Source organism: Aminobacter sp. J41 (assembly GCF_000526635.1).
Classification (GTDB): Bacteria; Pseudomonadota; Alphaproteobacteria; order Rhizobiales; family Rhizobiaceae; genus Aerobium.
Genome location: NZ_JAGL01000003.1, coordinates 111,991 through 129,259, shown reverse-complemented (window position 1 = coordinate 129,259; position 17,269 = coordinate 111,991). Strand labels below are relative to the sequence as shown.

Annotated in this window: 12 protein-coding genes; 7 read left to right on the top strand and 5 right to left on the bottom strand. The window is 63.1% G+C overall.

Annotation, left to right across the window (positions count from 1 at the left end; translation table 11 throughout):
• Positions 1-45: 45 nt before the first annotated feature.
• From recJ to glmS, 3 genes are all read left to right on the top strand, one after another.
• Positions 46-1,827, top strand: coding sequence for a single-stranded-DNA-specific exonuclease RecJ (gene recJ / locus L630_RS0103475; RefSeq protein WP_024846897.1), 1,782 nt, complete (start codon positions 46-48; stop codon positions 1,825-1,827).
• Between the two features lie 73 nt (positions 1,828-1,900).
• Positions 1,901-3,241, top strand: a complete 1,341-nt coding sequence (gene glmU / locus L630_RS0103470) for a bifunctional UDP-N-acetylglucosamine diphosphorylase/glucosamine-1-phosphate N-acetyltransferase GlmU (protein ID WP_024846896.1) — start codon at positions 1,901-1,903, stop codon at positions 3,239-3,241.
• A 121-nt stretch (positions 3,242-3,362) separates the two neighbouring features.
• The gene (glmS, locus tag L630_RS0103465) at positions 3,363-5,186 is read left to right on the top strand and encodes a glutamine--fructose-6-phosphate transaminase (isomerizing) (protein WP_024846895.1); all 1,824 of its coding nucleotides are present in this window, start codon (positions 3,363-3,365) and stop codon (positions 5,184-5,186) included.
• A gap of 6 nt (positions 5,187-5,192) precedes the next feature.
• Here the strand turns inward: glmS and recG are convergent, their stop codons facing one another.
• Positions 5,193-7,301 (bottom strand): ATP-dependent DNA helicase RecG, encoded by a 2,109-nt coding sequence (recG, locus tag L630_RS0103460; protein WP_024846894.1) that lies wholly within the window; start codon positions 7,299-7,301, stop codon positions 5,193-5,195.
• Between the two features lie 113 nt (positions 7,302-7,414).
• Here recG and L630_RS0103455 point away from each other — a divergent pair, with 113 nt between their 5' ends.
• Both L630_RS0103455 and mfd read left to right on the top strand, forming a co-directional pair.
• Positions 7,415-7,702, top strand: a complete 288-nt coding sequence (locus L630_RS0103455; RefSeq protein ID WP_024846893.1) for a succinate dehydrogenase assembly factor 2 — start codon at positions 7,415-7,417, stop codon at positions 7,700-7,702.
• Between the two features lie 9 nt (positions 7,703-7,711).
• Positions 7,712-11,194, top strand: a complete 3,483-nt coding sequence (gene mfd, locus L630_RS0103450; RefSeq protein WP_024846892.1) for a transcription-repair coupling factor — start codon at positions 7,712-7,714, stop codon at positions 11,192-11,194.
• A 54-nt stretch (positions 11,195-11,248) separates the two neighbouring features.
• On the opposite strand, the gene L630_RS0103445 is transcribed toward mfd, so the two are convergent.
• Positions 11,249-11,935 (bottom strand): DsbA family oxidoreductase, encoded by a 687-nt coding sequence (locus L630_RS0103445; RefSeq protein WP_024846891.1) that lies wholly within the window; start codon positions 11,933-11,935, stop codon positions 11,249-11,251.
• Positions 11,936-11,947: 12 nt separating this feature from the next.
• Positions 11,948-13,744 (bottom strand): extracellular solute-binding protein, encoded by a 1,797-nt coding sequence (locus L630_RS0103440; RefSeq protein ID WP_024846890.1) that lies wholly within the window; start codon positions 13,742-13,744, stop codon positions 11,948-11,950.
• A gap of 228 nt (positions 13,745-13,972) precedes the next feature.
• Here L630_RS0103440 and L630_RS0103435 point away from each other — a divergent pair, with 228 nt between their 5' ends.
• Complete coding sequence (locus L630_RS0103435; protein WP_024846889.1) at positions 13,973-14,599, top strand: invasion associated locus B family protein; 627 nt, start codon at positions 13,973-13,975, stop codon at positions 14,597-14,599.
• Between the two features lie 70 nt (positions 14,600-14,669).
• Here L630_RS0103435 and hspQ read toward each other — a convergent pair whose 3' ends face one another.
• Positions 14,670-14,999, bottom strand: a complete 330-nt coding sequence (gene hspQ, locus L630_RS0103430; RefSeq protein ID WP_024846888.1) for a heat shock protein HspQ — start codon at positions 14,997-14,999, stop codon at positions 14,670-14,672.
• A 116-nt stretch (positions 15,000-15,115) separates the two neighbouring features.
• Between hspQ and L630_RS0103425 the strand changes: the two genes are divergently transcribed.
• The gene (locus tag L630_RS0103425; protein WP_024846887.1) at positions 15,116-16,075 is read left to right on the top strand and encodes an AEC family transporter; all 960 of its coding nucleotides are present in this window, start codon (positions 15,116-15,118) and stop codon (positions 16,073-16,075) included.
• Here L630_RS0103425 and L630_RS0103420 read toward each other — a convergent pair.
• Entirely contained in the window at positions 16,035-17,249 is a 1,215-nt protein-coding gene (locus L630_RS0103420) for a UbiH/UbiF family hydroxylase (protein WP_024846886.1), read from the bottom strand. The genes L630_RS0103425 and L630_RS0103420 overlap by 41 nt on opposite strands.
• Positions 17,250-17,269 lie beyond the last annotated feature (20 nt).

Below are 17,269 nucleotides of genomic sequence, written 5' to 3'. Positions count from 1 at the left end.
AAACAGCGCCGAGCCTCTATGTTCGCGGCCTGATTGGGGTCGGATATGGCGGATCGGCGCTACTTTCTTGATGTACATAAGTCGGTGAACGGCCTTGCGTGGGTTCACCGGCTGGGTCTTCGCGAGGAAAACACGGCACTTGCCATGGCACAGGCGCATGGCGTGCCGGACATCGTGGCCAGGGTGCTAGCGGGCCGCGGCGTGTCGCAGGAGGACGCGCTGCGCTTTCTCGATCCGACGGTTCGGGATCTCCTGCCCAATCCTCGCTCATTCACCGACATGGATGCTGCCGCCGGGCGCATTGCCGATGCGATCGCGCGACAGGAGAAGGTGGCGATCTTCGGCGACTATGATGTCGACGGCGCGGCTTCCTCCGCGCTGCTGAAGCGCTTTCTCGCTCACTACGGCATCGACGCCGAGATTTACATTCCTGACCGGATTTTTGAAGGGTATGGCCCCAATCCGGATGCGATGCGCGAACTGGTGGCACGCGGCGCGAGGCTGATCATCACCGTCGACTGCGGTACCAACAGCGCCCTTGCGATCGATGCGGCCAACGAAGCCGGTGCGCAGGTGGTCGTGCTCGACCACCATCAGGTCGGTGGTCCGCTGCCAAATGCCATCGCGGTCGTCAATCCGAACCGCGAGGACGACATTTCGGGGCAGGGACATCTCTGCGCTGCCGGCGTCGTCTTCGTCACGCTGGTGCGAACGGTGGCGATGTTGCGCGAGCGGGGCAGCCGCACCTCTCCGCCCGATCTTCTTTCCTTCCTAGACCTTGTCGCACTCGCGACCGTATGCGACGTCGTTCCGCTCATCGGCGTCAACCGTGCTTTCGTGGTGAAGGGGCTGATCGCGATGCGCCGGCTGGGCAATGCCGGCCTAACGGCGCTTGCGCGTGTTTCCCGCATCGGTGAGCCGCTCAACACCTTCCATCTCGGCTTCCTGCTGGGTCCCCGCATCAATGCAGGCGGACGCATCGGCGATGCGGCACTAGGCAGCCGCTTGCTCGCCACCGATGATCCGACTGATGCCCGCACCATTTCCGAGACGCTCGACCGCCTCAACAGTGAGCGGCAGGCGATGGAGCAGGTCATGCTAGCCGAGGCAAAGAACGAGGCAGATGCGGAGCTGGCAGCCGGTAACGGCCCCGCTGTCCTGGTGACCGCGAGCGATCGCTGGCATGCCGGTATCGTTGGCCTGATCGCCGCGCGCCTGAAGGAACACGCCAAGCGTCCGGCCTTCGCGATCAATTTCAACCCGAATGGCATCGGTACCGGGTCTGGCCGTTCGATTCCCGGCTTCGATCTGGGCCGTATGGTCCGCGAGGCAGTCGAGCGCGGCCTGCTCGTCAAGGGCGGCGGACATGCGATGGCAGCCGGCATTACCGTAGAGCGCGAAAAACTGGGGGCGCTGCGGGCCTTCTTCGAGGAATGGGCCGCTGACGACGTGATCCGCCTGCGCGATGCGGCAGTGCTGGAGATCGACGCGGCGCTTTCAGCCGACGGTGCGAACTTCGACCTGGTCGACCGTTTGGAAAGCGCGGGGCCGTACGGATCAGGCCATCCGCAGCCGCTGCTGGCCATGCCGCGGCACACGATCGCGGATGCACGTGTCGTTGGCGAGAATCATCTGCGGGTCGACCTGCGCTCCCAGACCGGTGCGCGGCTGCAGGCCATGGCGTTCCGCACGATAGGAACGGACCTCGGCAACTTCCTGCTCGCGAACCGGGGGAGTGCCGTCCACGTGGCAGGGACGATCTCATCCAATTGGTGGAATGGTCAGCGTTCAGTCCAATTTCGGATAGAGGACGCCGTCGTGGCATGACGTTTTGCAGGGATTGGAGCAATTCGATCCCGATGCTACACAAGCCGCGAGTCAGACATCATTGGATTCCCGCATGAGCCAGAGAAGCTGCCTTTCGATCATTCTCGCTGCCGGGGAGGGTACGCGCATGAAGAGTGCGCTGCCCAAGGTGCTGCATCCGGTAGCGGACCTACCGATGGTGGCGCATGTGGTAAACGCGGCGCGCGGTGCCGACATCGCCGTCGTTGTCGGGCGGGAAGCCGAGTTGGTGCGCCAGGCAGTTGCCCCGTTTGCTCCGGAGGCGGAGGTGTTCCTGCAGAGCGAGCGGCTGGGCACAGCGCATGCGGTTCTTGCGGCCCGCGAAAAGATCGGCCGCGGCTACGATGATATCCTGGTCCTGTTCGGCGACACACCGCTCGTCGAGGCTGACGCCTTGTCAGCGCTCCGTGCGGAACTTGCGAAGGGCGCTGCTGTGGTCGCCATGGGATTCCGGACCCCCAATCCGCATGGATATGGGCGGCTGATCGAGAAGGACGGCGCGCTGGTTGCCATTCGCGAGGAACGCGACGCCAACGATGAGGAGCGCCGCATCACCTTCTGCAACGGTGGCCTGATGGCAATTGCGGGCGAGCACGCACTTAGCCTGCTCGATGCCGTCCGCAACGAGAATGCCAAGGGCGAGTATTACCTCACCGATATCGTCGAGATTGCGACCTCACGCGGGCTCAGGGTCGTTGCGACCGAGGCCGCCTACGAGAATGTTCTCGGCATCAACACGCGCGCGGAGCTTGCTGAGGCGGAAGCCGTCTGGCAACAGCGCCGCCGCCGGCATTTCATGCTCGCAGGCGTAACAATGCTGGCACCGGAGACCGTGCGGCTGTCGCATGACACCGAACTCGAAGCCGATGTGATGCTGGAGCCGAACGTGTTTTTCGGCCCGGGAGTGAAGGTCGCCGCCGGGGCACGCATCCGTGCCTTCTCCCACCTTGAGGGTGCAATTGTGGAGGCCAATGCCGAGATTGGCCCGTTCGCGCGTCTTCGCCCCGGCACGCGCGTCTCCCCGACCGCCAAGGTCGGCAACTTCTGCGAGGTCAAGAACGCAGTCCTCGACGAAGGCGCGAAGGTCAACCACCTGACCTACATTGGCGATGCGCATGTTGGCTCAAAGGCCAACATTGGTGCGGGCACGATTACCTGCAACTATGATGGCTTCGGCAAGCATCGCACCGAGATCGGCGCAGGGGCTTTCATTGGCTCGAATTCGTCGCTCGTCGCACCGGTACGCGTCGGCGAAGGAGGCTATGTGGCTTCGGGCAGCGTGATTACGCAGGACGTTCCGACAGACGCGCTGGCGTTCGGCCGGGCTCGGCAAGAGAATAAGCCGGACCTTGGCCGGCAGTTGCGTGAAAGACTGAAGGCAAAAGCCGGAAAATAGACGAGAATCTCCGGAGGCGGCCTGCCTTCGGCTGCAATACTTTCTGAAAACTATTGTGATTTTTCCCGTAGCAGTTGGCCTCCTATGACGGTTGCAACGCGGGCAGGAAAGGGTCTTCGGCATGTGCGGTATCGTGGGGATTTTGGGGCGCACGGACGTGGCTCCCCTCATTGTCGATGCATTGAAGCGGCTCGAATACCGCGGCTATGACTCGGCCGGCGTCGCGACCATTTCGAACGGCCAGCTCGGCCGCCGCCGCGCCGAGGGCAAGCTCGTCAATCTCGAGCGCCGGCTGAAAGAAGAGCCGCTCGCCGGCACGATCGGCATTGGTCACACCCGCTGGGCCACGCACGGCGTGCCGAACGAGACCAATGCGCATCCTCATTTCTCGGGTGATGTCGCAGTCGTACATAACGGAATTATCGAGAATTTTGCCGAGTTGCGCGCCTCGCTGATGGCCGACGGCTACAACTTCGTCTCGCAGACGGACACAGAGGTGGTCGCGCACCTGGTCACTCGTGAACTAAAATCCGGGAAGGAACCGGTCGCCGCCGCCCACGCTGCACTGAAGCAGCTGCGCGGCGCCTTCGCGCTCGCGATCATGTTCCGCGGCGACGAAAACCTCATCGTTGGTGCGCGCAACGGCCCGCCGCTTGCGGTCGGCCATGGCGATGGCGAGATGTATCTCGGGTCCGACGCGATCGCGCTCGCGCCCTTCACCAATTCGGTGACCTACCTTGAGGATGGCGACTGGGCGGTCGTTCGCCGGAGCGGTGTTGAGGTATTCGACATTGATGGCGCGCCGGTTACGCGCCGCAAGCAGCAGTCGCTTGGCTCCGCCTATATGGTGGACAAGGGCAACTACCGGCACTTCATGGAGAAGGAGATCTATGAGCAGCCGGAAGTCGTCTCGCACACGCTTGCGAACTACCTCGACTTCGCCAACGGTAAGGTCAAGGACTTCCAGCTGCCATTCGACTTCGCAAAACTCGACCGGCTTTACATTTCGGCCTGCGGCACGGCGTATCTCGCCGGCCTGATCGGCAAATACTGGATCGAGCGCTACGCGCGCCTGCCGGTCGACATCGATATCGCGTCCGAGTTCCGCTACCGCGAACTACCGATCACGAAGAACAGCGCCGCGCTGTTTATCTCGCAGTCGGGCGAGACGGCCGATACGCTCGCATCGCTGCGCTACTGCCGCAGTGAAGGCTTGCCGATCGGCGCGATCGTCAACGTGCGCGAATCAACGATCGCCCGAGAATCCGACATCGTCTTCCCGACCCTGGCAGGCCCCGAGGTGGGCGTCGCATCGACCAAGGCGTTTACCTGCCAGCTGTCGGTCCTCGCATCGCTCGCACTGCGGGCCGCGGTTGCGAGGGGCACTATTGACGCCGCCCAGGAGGCGCAGCTTGTGCGGCAGCTGTCCGAAGCGCCTGGAATGGCGCATCAGGTGCTGAAGCTGGCGAGCCAGATCGAGCGGCTGTCGCGCGATCTCTCGCACTACAAGCACGTCCTCTATCTCGGGCGCGACACCAATTTCCCGCTGGCGATGGAAGGCGCGCTGAAGCTCAAGGAAATTTCCTACATCCACGCTGAAGGCTATGCCGCTGGAGAGCTGAAGCACGGGCCGATCGCGCTGATCGACGAGAAAATGCCGGTCATCGTCATCGCGCCGCATGACCGCATCTTCGAGAAGACCGTCTCGAACATGCAGGAAGTGGCGGCACGCGGCGGCAAGATCATCCTGATCACCGACGCCAAGGGCGCTGCCGAGGCGACCGTCGAGACGCTTTCCACCATCGTGGTGCCGGACGTTCCCGAGATCATTTCGCCGATCGTCTACGCGCTGCCGATCCAGCTGCTGGCTTACTACACGGCGGTGTTCATTGGCACGGATGTCGACCAGCCGCGCAACCTCGCCAAGTCCGTGACGGTGGAGTAGGGCGGCTTACCCCGCCCGTAGCAGCCGCACCGCATCGTCGCGGCCGTAGAGGTAGAGAAGCACTTTCAGCGCTTCACCCCGGGGCGAGACCAGTTCCGGGTCTCGCTCCAGGATGAGGCGTGCGTCGTTGCGGGCGATTTCAAGCAGGTCCGAGTGGCGCTCGATCCGCGCAACGCGGAAACCCGGGGTGCCTGATTGCTTGGTGCCCAGCAATTCGCCTTCGCCGCGCAGCTTGAGGTCCTCCTCGGAAATGCGGAAGCCGTCTTCCGTCTCCCGCATGACCGACAGGCGCTGCTTGGCGATCAGCCCGAGAGGTTCTTTGTAAAGCAGCACGCAGCTTGACGGCCGGTCGCCACGCCCAACGCGGCCGCGCAGCTGGTGCAGCTGGGCAAGGCCGAAGCGCTCGGCATGTTCAATGACGATGATGGTCGCGTCGGGCACGTCGACGCCGACCTCGATGACCGTGGTGCCGACCAGAATGCGCGTCTCGCCGTTCTTGAAGGCGAGCATTGCTGCATCCTTTTCCGCACCGCTCATGCGGCCGTGGATCAGGCCTATCTGGTTGCCGAAGACGGGCTTGAGCGCCGCGAAGCGGTCTTCGGCCGACATCAGCTTGATTTCCTCCGACTCCTCGACCAGCGGGCAGATCCAGTAGACCTTCTGGCCCTCGGCAATCGCCGACTGCATGCGGCGGATGAGATCGGGAAGGCGCTCGAGCGGCAGGGTGACGGTCTGGATCGGTTTGCGACCCGCCGGCTTTTCGGTCAGGCGCGAGACATCCATGTCGCCGAAGGCGGTGAGCACCAGTGTGCGCGGAATCGGGGTTGCCGTCATCACCAGCATGTCGACGGCCTCTCCCTTGGCAGAGATCGCGAGGCGCTGGTGGACGCCGAAGCGGTGCTGCTCGTCGATGACGGCGAGCACGAGGTTCTTGAACTCCACCGTATCCTGGAAGATGGCATGGGTGCCGATGACGATGTCTACCTCGCCGGAAGCGATCGCCTTCAGCGTCTCGGTGCGTTCCCGGCCCTTTTCGCGGCCGGTCAGAATTGCTGTCCGCAGTCCAGCCTTGGCGGCAAGATTGCTGATGGTGGTAAAGTGCTGCCGCGCGAGGATTTCGGTCGGTGCCATCAGCGCAGACTGGCCGCCGGCTTCCGCCGCGCGTGCCATAGACATCAGCGCCACAACCGTCTTGCCCGAGCCGACGTCGCCCTGCAGCAGGCGCAGCATCCGCTCGGATGAGGCAAGGTCGGCATGAATGTCCTCGATGGCCTTTTCCTGCGCTCCTGTGAGCGAATAGGGCAGTGCCGCCCTGATCTTCTGCTCGATAGAGCCGTCGCCGATGAGCGGCCGTCCGCTCGCCTTGCGCAGGCGCTTGCGCACCAGAGCCAGCGCAAGCTGGCCAGCCAGGAACTCGTCAAAGGCGAGCCGGCGCCATGGCGGGCTATCCGGGTTTGTGTCGAGCGGGTCGGACGGCTGGTGCAGACGGTGCAGGGCCATGCGCAGGCTCGGGAAGCTTTGGCGCTTTGCCAGCTCAGGATCCAGCCATTCCGGAAGGTCCGGCAGCCGGTCGAGGCTGGCGAGGATTGCGCGGCGCAGCACCTTCCCCGAAAGTCCGGCGGTCAGCGGATAGACGTTTTCGAGCAGGGGCAGCTCTTCTGCCCGCGAAACCGGCACCATGTGGTCGGGATGCACCATTGCGGCGCGGCCGTTGAAGCGCTCGATTTTGCCGGAGACAATTACATCCATGCCTTCCGGCAAAGCCTTGAGCAGCCACTCGCCCTTGGCATGGAAGAAAGTCAGCGCGATGTCGTCGGATGAGTCGTGGCCGAAGACGCGGTACGGCAACTTGCCCTTTCCGGATGGCGGCGGCTGGTGATGATCGATGGTGATCCTGATCGTGACCACCACGCCTTCCGGCGCCTCGCTGATCCGAAACGTCTTGCGCCTGTCGATGATCGAGTACGGCAGCACGAAGAGTAGATCACCGACGCGGACCTCGCGGCCACTCGTGTCGTGCGGCACGACATTCGCGAGCAGGCCCGCAAGCCTAGGCCCAATTCCATCGAGGGTAGTGGCCGGCGCAAAGATCGGATCAAGCAGGGTAGGTCGCATGCGCGAACCTTATGACGGTCATGTGTGACCGCAAAGGCTGACATTGGCAATTTCAGACGCTATATCCGCCCATCATCCATGGCTTTCCACAGCCCAGAGGAATTTCGTCCGACATGACCGGAACAACGCGCACAAGCGCCGACCTTGATACACGCCGCCGCAGGATCCTGTATCGCTCATGGCATCGCGGAATGCGCGAGGTCGACCTCATCCTGGGCTCCTTCGCCGATGGCGAGATCGACAAGCTGACGGAGGAGGAGCTGAATATCTACGAACGTCTCATGTCCGAGGACGACGGAGACATCCTGAAGTGGGTGCTCGGCGAAAAGCCCGTGCCGGCGGAGCACGACACGCCCGTCTTCGCCAAGATCCTCAGCTATCGCGACTCCGCTCTGGTCTAGTATTTGCCGATGAGCATTCTTCCCGCTATCCACCTGCCCGAGCGCGGGGCAACCATCGTCGACGGCATTGCTGACGGCTACGAGGCGTTTGCACTCGCCTCGATCGCCGGCCAGTTGGGGGAGAAGCCGCTCATCTTCGTCGCGCGCGACGGCCAGCGCATTCCGGCGCTTGCCGAAGTGCTTGCATTCGCGGCGCCCGGCATTCCCCTCCTCGAACTCCCGGCGTGGGACTGCCTTCCCTATGACCGCGTCTCGCCCGGTGCGGACGCAGCCGCGCGGCGCCTCGACGCCATGACGGCAATGGCCGCGCTGCGGGAAAAGCCGCACCGCGCCATCATCCTCGTCAGCGCCAACGCACTCCTGCAACGGATGCCTGCGGCCGCGGCGATTGCTGCCCAGTCTTTCGCAGCACGACCCGGCAACCAGGTCGACATGAAGCAGCTGCTGGCGCATCTGGAGACCAGCGGCTTCGAGCGCGTGCCCACCGTGCGCGATGTCGGCGAATATGCGGTGCGCGGCGGCATTCTCGATCTTTATGCGCCCGGGGGCGAGCCGGTACGCCTCGACTTCTTTGGCGATACGCTGGAGTCGATCCGCGCGTTTGACCCCGCCACCCAACGCACGACCGGCCAGAAGCAGTCGTTCTCGCTCAAGCCGATGAGCGAGGTGTCGCTAACGCCCGATACGATCAGCCGTTTTCGCCGCGCCTATATCGAGGCATTCGGCGCGCCGTCCCGAGACGACGCCCTCTATGCGGCGGTGAGCGAAGGACGCCGCTTCGCCGGCATGGAACATTGGCTGCCGCTCTTTTACGAGGAGATGGAGACGGTCTTCGACTACCTGCCCGACGCACCGGTGATCTTTGATCATCTCGCGCATGAAGCGATTGCCGAGCGCCATGCGCTGATCGTTGATCACTACGAGGCGCGGTCGAAGCAGAGCGAAGGCCTTGTCGACGCTGTTCCCTACAAGCCGGTGCGCCCGCCGCTCCTGTACCTGACGCCGGAAGAGGTGAAGGCGAGGGCGGAGGAACGGCAATCGGTCGACTTCACGCCGTTCGATACGCCGCCGACGCTCGGCCGCGCGCTGCGCCACGCTGGGGCCCGCCAGGGCCGCAACTTTGCGGAAGAGCGCGCTGACCCGAACGTCAACGTCTTCGACCATGCCGTAAAGCACATTGCAGACACCCGCGCCGGCAAGAAGCGCGTGTTGATCGCGGGCTACAGCGAAGGCTCGCTTGATCGGCTGACGCAGGTTCTCACCGAGCATGGGCTCGAAAACCTGCAGAAGATCGGCAGCATTGACGAGGTCGAGAAGCTGGCGAAGGGGCAGGCCGGGCTTGTCGTCCTGCCGCTCGAGGCCGGTTTTGAGACGGACAGCCTCGCCGTTCTCGCCGAGCAGGACATCCTCGGCGACCGCCTGATCCGCCGCGCCAAGAAGCGCAAGAAGGCGTCTGACTTTATCGCCGAGGTAGCTGCACTCTCCGAAGGCGACATCGTCGTCCACGCGGACCACGGCATTGGCCGCTTTGTCGGCCTCAAGACGATTGAGGCGGCAGGTGCGCCGCACGACTGCCTTGAAATCCACTATGCCGGCGATGATCGCCTGTTCCTCCCGGTTGAGAACATCGAGCTTCTGTCGCGCTATGGCTCGGAGTCGTCGGAGACGGTACTCGACAAGCTCGGCGGCGTTGCCTGGCAATCGCGCAAGGCAAAGCTCAAGCGGCGCCTGCTGGAAATGGCGGGCCAGCTCATCAAGATCGCCGCCGAGCGCCAGCTGCGCCCGGCGCCGGTGATGATGCCGCCGGAAGGCGTTTATGCGGAGTTCGCGGCGCGCTTCCCCTACGAGGAAACTGACGACCAGCAGACGGCAATCGACGCCGTCATGGAGGATCTTGCCGCTGGCAGGCCGATGGACCGCCTGATCTGCGGCGACGTCGGTTTCGGCAAGACGGAAGTTGCCCTGCGCGCGGCGTTCCTTGCGGCGATGGAAGGCTTTCAGGTTGCTGTCGTCGTGCCGACGACGCTGCTTGCGCGCCAGCACTTCCGCACCTTCAGCCAGCGTTTTGCCGGTCTCCCGGTCAACGTCCGGCAAGCCTCCCGCCTCGTTACCTCCAAGGAACTCTCCGAAACCAAGAAGGGGCTTGAGGAGGGCACCGTCGACATCGTCGTCGGCACGCATGCGCTGCTTGGCTCGGGCGTCACCTTCAAGAACCTCGGCCTTCTCATCATCGACGAGGAGCAGCACTTCGGCGTCAAGCACAAGGAACGTCTGAAGGAACTGAAGACGGACGTCCACGTGCTTACACTCTCAGCGACGCCGATACCGCGCACGCTCCAGCTGGCGCTCACCGGCGTTCGCGAGCTGTCGCTGATAACGACGCCGCCAGTCGACCGCATGGCGGTGCGCACCTTCATCTCGCCGTTTGATCCGCTGGTGATCCGGGAAACTCTGCTGCGCGAGCGCTATCGCGGCGGCCAGAGCTTTTATGTCGTCCCGCGCATCGCCGACCTCGACGAGATCAGGACCTTCCTCTCAGAGCACGTGCCCGAACTGAAGGTTGCGACAGCGCACGGACAGATGGCAGCCGGCGAGCTCGACGACATCATGAACGCCTTCTACGATGGCCAGTATGACGTGCTGCTGTCGACGACCATCGTCGAGTCCGGCCTCGACATTCCGACGGCCAACACGATGATCGTGCACCGCGCCGACATGTTCGGTCTCGGCCAGCTTTATCAGCTACGCGGCCGCGTTGGCCGTTCCAAGCTGCGGGCCTATGCGCTGTTCACGCTGCCCGCACGCAAGGCGCTAACGCCGCTGGCCGAACGCCGGCTCAAGGTGCTGCAGTCGCTCGATACGCTCGGCGCTGGCTTCCAGCTTGCCAGCCACGACCTCGACATCCGTGGTGCGGGCAACCTGCTGGGCGACCAGCAGAGCGGCCACATCAAGGAAGTCGGCTTCGAGCTTTACCAGCAGATGCTGGAAGAGGCCGTGGCAGAGCTGCGCGGCACCGGCGAGACATTTGATGAAAGCTGGTCGCCGCAGATCACCGTCGGCACGGCAGTCATGATCCCGGAAAGCTACGTTCCGGACCTGCAGCTGCGGCTTGCTCTCTACCGTCGCCTCGCCGACCTCGAGACGCCGGCAGAGATCGACGGCTTTGGCGCCGAACTGATCGACCGCTTCGGGCCGATGCCGGAGGAAGTCGAGCACCTGCTTAAGATCGTCTACATCAAGGCGCTGTGCCGCAAGGCGAACGTCGAAAAGCTCGATGCCGGACCCAAGGGCGTCGTCATACAGTTCCGCAACAAGACGTTCCCGGAACCGGCAGGACTGGTGCGCTACATCGCGGAGCAGGGCTCGCTGGCAAAGATCCGGCCCGACCAGAGCATCGTACTGATGCGCGACTGGCCGACGCCGAAGAAGCGGCTGGCCGGCTCCGCGGTCATAATGACCCAGCTGGCAAAGCTGGTCGACAAGGCGGCCTGAAACGAAAACGCCCCGGTAACGGCCGGGGCGTTGTTTCATTAAAACAAGCTGTCTTCAGAAGTCCTTGGCGAGTTCGCCGCGCGCCTTGGCGGCGCCGATCTGGCGGATCGCATCCGCAAGCATTTCCGACTCCTGCGCCCCCACGACGACATATTTGCTCTCGAAGACGAAGCTTGGAACACCGGTAATTCCCATTGCACCCGCCGAGGCGATTTCCGCGCGAAGCGATTCTTCGTCAGCCGGCGAGGGAAGAAGAGCTGTAACGAGGGCGGCGTCCAGGCCGCATTCGTCGGCAGCCTCTATGAGCACGTTGTGGTCGCCGATGTCGCGGCCTTCCTCGAAATAAAGCTCGAACAGGCGCTTGACCATCAGCCGCTGCGCACCCGCAGACGCCTTGGGCGAGCCCGCCCAGCGGATCAGGCGGTGGGCATCGAGCGTGTTCGGCGACACCTGGATGGCGTCGAAGTTGAAGCGGATGCCCTCGACTTCGCCAAGCTGCGAAATCCGCTCGTGCATCTGGTTGATGCGGTCCTCGCTGCCGAACTTGTCGAGCATGTACTTCTTGCGGGGCAGGCCACCCTTTGGAATGTTCCCGTCGAGCTGGTAGGGCCGCCAGCGCGGCTTGATTTCGACGTCTTCGACAAGGTTGGCGGCGTGCTCCAGCCGCTTCATGCCGATGAAGCACCATGGGCAGACCACATCCGAGATGACGTCGATGACAAGTTCCGTGCGTTCAAGCATCAGCGTTTCCAATCATTTGCCGGCATGCCACCACGTCGTCAGCTGCGGGCCGAGAAGCGGCGTAACCTCGGGGCGCTGGATCTGTTCCCAGCGGGCGATCCAGCGCACGGGCTGGTGATAGAGCGGCACCACATAGGCGCCGGAAAGCAGCACGCGGTCATAGGCGCGGACCGCGGTGACGAATTCTTCCTTCGTCCGCGCCGACAGCAGTTGATCGATCATCGCATCGATCGCCGGTTCCGCAACCCCGGCGAAATTGTAGGTGCCGTCGCGGTCGCGGTTGGCCGAGCCCCAGCGGAAAACCTGCTCGACGCCCGGCGAAAGCGACGAGGTGTAGTTGAACAGCATGACGTCGAAGTCATAGACGCGTTGGCGCTGCAGGTACTGCGCGGCGTCGACCACGCGGATCTGCGCCGAAATTCCGAGGCGTTCGAGCGTGCGACTCCATGCGGTCGCTACCGGCACGGCAGACGGGCCGTTCAGCATGATCTCGAACGAGAGCGGCTTTCCTTCCGCATCGACCAGCCTGGAGCCTTCCAGCCGGTAGCCGGCAGCCTTGAGCGCATCCATGCCCTTGCGCAGGAAGTTGCGATCGCGGCCCGAGCCGTCGGAGACCGGCAGCTGCCAGGTGCCTTCCATTATTTCAGGGAGCACCGCGTCCGGGAAGTCGGCAAGTAGGGCCTTTTCCTCTTGGCTTGCATGACGTTCGAACGAGGAAAGCTCCGAGCCATCATAAAAACTGCGGATGCGCGCGTAGGCGCCATTGAAGAGGTTGCGGTTCGCCCATTCGAAATCAAACAGGCCGCTCAGTGCATGGCGAACATCGCGGTTGCCGAACACCGGCCGACGGGTGTTCATGACGAAGCCGTACATGCCGGACGGCGAGCGCTTCGGGAACTCGTCCTTAATCACCCGGCCCTGGCGCGCCGCCGGAAAATCATAGCCCGTCGTCCAGCGGCCGGTATCCGTCTCGATATTGATCGATGTCGAGCCCTTCTTGAAGGCCTCGAAAATCGTGTTGTCGTCGCGGATGTAGTTGATCCGGATCTCGTCGTAATTGTCGTGGCCGACCTTGGTCGGAATGTCCTTCGCCCAGTAGTCGGGGTTCCGCTTCAGGGTAATCGACTCGCCCGGACGGATGTTGGCGATCAGGTAGGGGCCCGAGCCGACCATGGGCTTCAGCGTCGAACGGTCAAAGTTTTCGGCGTCTGTTGCATGCTTGGGCAGCACCGGCATCAGGCCGAGGATCAGCGGCAGCTCGCGGTCGGGTTCCGCGAACTCGAAGCGCACGCCACGCTCGCCAACTTTTTTTATGCTGGCGACCTTGTTGGCGGTGGTCGCGTAGCGGGGAAAACCTTTGTCGCGCAGCAGTTCGATCGTGAAGATCACGTCCTCCGGCTTGATGGGCTCGCCATCGGAGAAGCGCGCGCGTTCGTCCAGCGTGAACTCGACGAAGGTGCGCTGGTCGTCCGTCTCCACGGTCTTCGCGATCAGCGGATAGAGCGTGAACGGCTCGTCGGCCGAACGATGCATCAGCGTCTCGAAGACGTTGTTGCCCAGCTCGAGGTCGGCAAGGCCGCGCGCTGCGTCGCCCTGGACGATGAACGGATTGACGCTGTCGAACGAGCCCTGCCAGGCATAGTCGACCCTGCCGCCCTTGGGTGCGTCTGGATTGACATAGGGAAAATGTTGGAAGTCGGCGGGGAGGGCGGGTTCGCCATGCATGGCAAGGGCATGGCTCGGTCCTGCGGCGAGTGCCGGACTGGCGAGCGCAGAGAAAACGGCAAAGGTAGCGGCCAGAAGGCGCATCAATCAGGCTCCGGAACGGATATGCACGACGAATCAACTGACCCTAGCATGACAGGGAAAGTGCCGGAATCGCGGTAGTCGCCTGGCAATTTTGATGGCGGCACTGGATTCGTTCGACATGGCGGTGTAACAGGCGCTAGAAGTCATGCTGTCGCCGTATTTGCTGATCACCTGTGCAGCACAGACGGCTGCCAAGCAGCTCATATGTCTTGAGAGGAACACGACCCTATGAACAGCCGGAAGACCGACGTGTCCCGCCTTTCACTCCTGGCTGGCGGTGCCTTTGCCGTCGCGGCCATGACGATGACCCCTGCAGCCGCTCAGCAGCCGGAAATGCCGAAGGGCTGGTTCAAGGCCTGCAGCAAGCAGGAAGACGTCGACATCTGCAATGTGCAGAACATCAGCGTTGCCGACACCGGCCAGCTGCTGACGGGCGTGAGCCTGATCGAGGTGAAGGGCAAGGTGAACCGCAAGATCTTCCAGGTAACGGTCCCGACCGGCCGCCTCGTGCCTCCGGGCATTGGCATGCAGATCGACGGCGGCCAGACCCAGAAGATCGACTACATGATCTGCCTGCCGGATCGCTGCATCGCGGAAGCTCCGCTGACCGACCAGCTTGTAGCGCAGTTCAAGAAGGGGTCGAACGTGACGTTCACCTCGGTGAACTTCCAGAACCAGCCGAACCCGATCAAGGTTTCGCTCGCCGGCTTCACCGGGGCGTTCGATGGTGAGCCGCTGCAGCAGCAGGACATCGAGAACCGCCAGCGCCAGCTGCAGGAATTCGTCAACCGCAACACGGAAGACTTTGCCGCCAAACTCAAGGAAGAGCAGGAAAAGGCGAAGAAGGGCAATTGATCCCTTCGATCAATGCGAAACGAGAAAAGGCGGGTTCGGCCCGCCTTTTTTATTGCCTTCTGTCTTCCGGCTAGTGCCGGATCTTCTGCTTCAGGACGTAGCCTTCGCCGGTGACGTCAAAGATGTCCTTCAACGCCGGATGACGCACCGGGACCCCCGAGTCGTCGATGACCAGGTTCTGCTCCGAGACGTAGGCGACGTACTCGGTATCATCGTTCTCGGCCAGCAGATGGTAGAACGGCTGGTTGCGCGCGGGGCGTACCTCGGCCGGAATGGCCTCGTACCATTCCTCGGTGTTTGCAAATTCCGGATCAACGTCGAAGATGACGCCCCTGAAGGGGAACAGCCGGTGGCGGACGACCTGGCCGATCTTGAATTTCGCAGTCTTGAACTCAGGCATGTGCATGAACCTTTGCGCGTAATCTTGCGCATGACAGTCGGCTTTTCAACTGTCTCGGCTTGACCGACGTATGTAGGCGAAGTAGCCGCACAACAAGGTTGGTAACTGAGGGAACTATGGCTGAAATTGTCGGGTTGGTCCTTCCCTTCTTCGGGATGATTTTCATAGGCGCCATCGCAGCCCGTCTCAGCCGCCAGCCTCTGGAAGCCCTCGGATGGATGAATACCTTCATCATCTACGTGGCCTTGCCTCCACTGTTCTTCCAGCTCATCTCGCGCACTCCCGTACATCAGCTGACCGAGTGGCGCTTCATCGCCGGTTCGGCTTTGGCAACTTACATCGTCTTCACGTTGATGTTCGCCGGATCACTGATCTTCTCACGCAATCTGGCTGAAAGTACGATCAAGGGCCTGGCGGCTGCCTACGGTAACATCGGCTACATGGGGCCAGGCTTGGCACTGCTCGCATTCGGTCCTGAAGCGGCCGTGCCGGTGGCGCTGATCTTCAGCTGCGAGAACGCGCTGCACTTTGCCCTCGCGCCGCTGATGATGGCGCTTGCGAGCGACGAGAAGCCGCCAGCCTCTCAGCTGGTCTTCGACGTCGTTCGCAAGATCCTGACCCACCCCTTCATCGTCGCGACGATGATCGGCGTGGTGGCGGCGGTGTACGAATACCAGCCGCCGGAAGCCATTTCGAAGCTGATCCAGTATCTTGCGCAGGCTGCCGCGCCTTGCGCGCTGTTTGCAATGGGCGTAACGCTGGCGCTGCGACCGCTGAAGCGCGTGCCGCGCGAGCTCGGCCTCATCACGGCGCTCAAGCTCATCGTGCACCCGGCGCTCTGCTACCTGGTGCTGAGCCTGGTCGGCAATTTCGAGCCCGCTTGGATGTACTCGGCAGTGATACTCGCAGCGCTGCCGACGGCGACGAACGTGTTCGTCATCGCACAACAGTACAATGTCTGGGTCCAGCGGGCCTCGGCGAGCATCCTGATCACGACCGTACTGTCGATCGCGACCATCACGGCTCTGCTCTACCTCATTCGGAGCGGAACCTTGCCACCGGACCTCTTTCCCTGAAGAGGCTCATGATGCCGGCGCCGGTGCGCAGGCCCTCGCGCATGAAGAAATTGCGCAGGGGCGGGACAGCGCCGAGGAGGTTCAGCCCTGCGGTGCGTACGAACTGGACGGGCAGGGCGTCCGCCATCAGCGAGCGGTTTAGCAGGTCGACAGCCGAGGAGCGCGCGATGATGTCCGGACGGCGCAGGCGGTCGTAGTAGGACAGTGCTGTCGGAGCGCCCGGATCGGCGGGATAGCGGCGGGCCATCTTCACCAGTCCCTCGACGTCGCGGATGCCGAGATTGAGGCCCTGAGCGCCAATCGGCGGGAAGACGTGCGCAGCTTCACCGACCAGCGCAATGCGGTTGGCAGCAAAGCGCGCGGGGAGGGTGACGTTGAGCGGATAGACCTGACGCCCGGGCGAAACCTCGACGCGGCCGAGCATCGACTGCATGCGCTCTTCGATCAGGCGCGACAGTTCAGCGTCAGGCAGGGCCTTGAGTTCTTCCGCGCGATGCGGGCGCGAGACCCAGACGAGGCTCGAACGCATTCCGGGCAGCGGCACCACCGTGAACGGGCCATGCTCGGTGTGGAACTCGGTCGACGTGTCGTCGTGCGGACGCGTATGCGCGAAATCCAAGACGAGGGCGGACTGGCCGGTGGAGGCAGTACGCACGCTAATCCCCGCGGCTTCTCGCGCCGGCGACAGGCGGCCGTCAGCTGCGACCGCTAGTTTTGCCGTGATGATCTTGCCGTTCTCGAGCTCGGCCTGAATGCCGTCTTCAAGCGGCTGCCAGTGCGCGACGATCGATGTCTCGATGCGGATACCGTCGTTAGCCTTTACCGCTGCATCGAGGGCCGGCAGCATGTTCCGGTTCGGAATGTTGAGCCCAAAGTACTCTTCGCCGATCTCGGCGGCCCGGAAGCTCACGACGGGGCTGCGCAGCAGGCGGCTGGTGGCGTCGGCGATGCGCATGACGCGCAGCGGAGCCGAACCTTCCTTGACCGCGTCAAGGACGCCCAGCCCATCGAGGAAGTCGAGCGACGGTTTCATCAGCGCCGTCGTGCGCCGGTCGCCAGTGTTGACCCGAGGTCCGACCAGGATTGCAGACAGGCCGGCCTGAGCCAGCGCCAGGGCTGCCAGAAGACCAGCGGGGCCGGTGCCGGCAATGACGATATCAGCATCGAACTTCATACCGCGATATAGAGCCTTTT

Coding starts and splice junctions, on each gene's coding strand:
- recG (WP_024846894.1), bottom strand. CDS start 7,301: ATGCGACCTACCCTGCTTGATCCGATCTTTGCGCCGGCCACTACCCTC.
- mfd (WP_024846892.1), top strand. CDS start 7,712: ATGAGCATTCTTCCCGCTATCCACCTGCCCGAGCGCGGGGCAACCATC.
- glmU (WP_024846896.1), top strand. CDS start 1,901: ATGAGCCAGAGAAGCTGCCTTTCGATCATTCTCGCTGCCGGGGAGGGT.
- L630_RS0103455 (WP_024846893.1), top strand. CDS start 7,415: ATGACCGGAACAACGCGCACAAGCGCCGACCTTGATACACGCCGCCGC.
- recJ (WP_024846897.1), top strand. CDS start 46: ATGGCGGATCGGCGCTACTTTCTTGATGTACATAAGTCGGTGAACGGC.
- L630_RS0103425 (WP_024846887.1), top strand. CDS start 15,116: ATGGCTGAAATTGTCGGGTTGGTCCTTCCCTTCTTCGGGATGATTTTC.
- L630_RS0103440 (WP_024846890.1), bottom strand. CDS start 13,744: ATGCGCCTTCTGGCCGCTACCTTTGCCGTTTTCTCTGCGCTCGCCAGT.
- L630_RS0103420 (WP_024846886.1), bottom strand. CDS start 17,249: ATGAAGTTCGATGCTGATATCGTCATTGCCGGCACCGGCCCCGCTGGT.
- L630_RS0103435 (WP_024846889.1), top strand. CDS start 13,973: ATGAACAGCCGGAAGACCGACGTGTCCCGCCTTTCACTCCTGGCTGGC.
- glmS (WP_024846895.1), top strand. CDS start 3,363: ATGTGCGGTATCGTGGGGATTTTGGGGCGCACGGACGTGGCTCCCCTC.
- hspQ (WP_024846888.1), bottom strand. CDS start 14,999: ATGCCTGAGTTCAAGACTGCGAAATTCAAGATCGGCCAGGTCGTCCGC.
- L630_RS0103445 (WP_024846891.1), bottom strand. CDS start 11,935: ATGCTTGAACGCACGGAACTTGTCATCGACGTCATCTCGGATGTGGTC.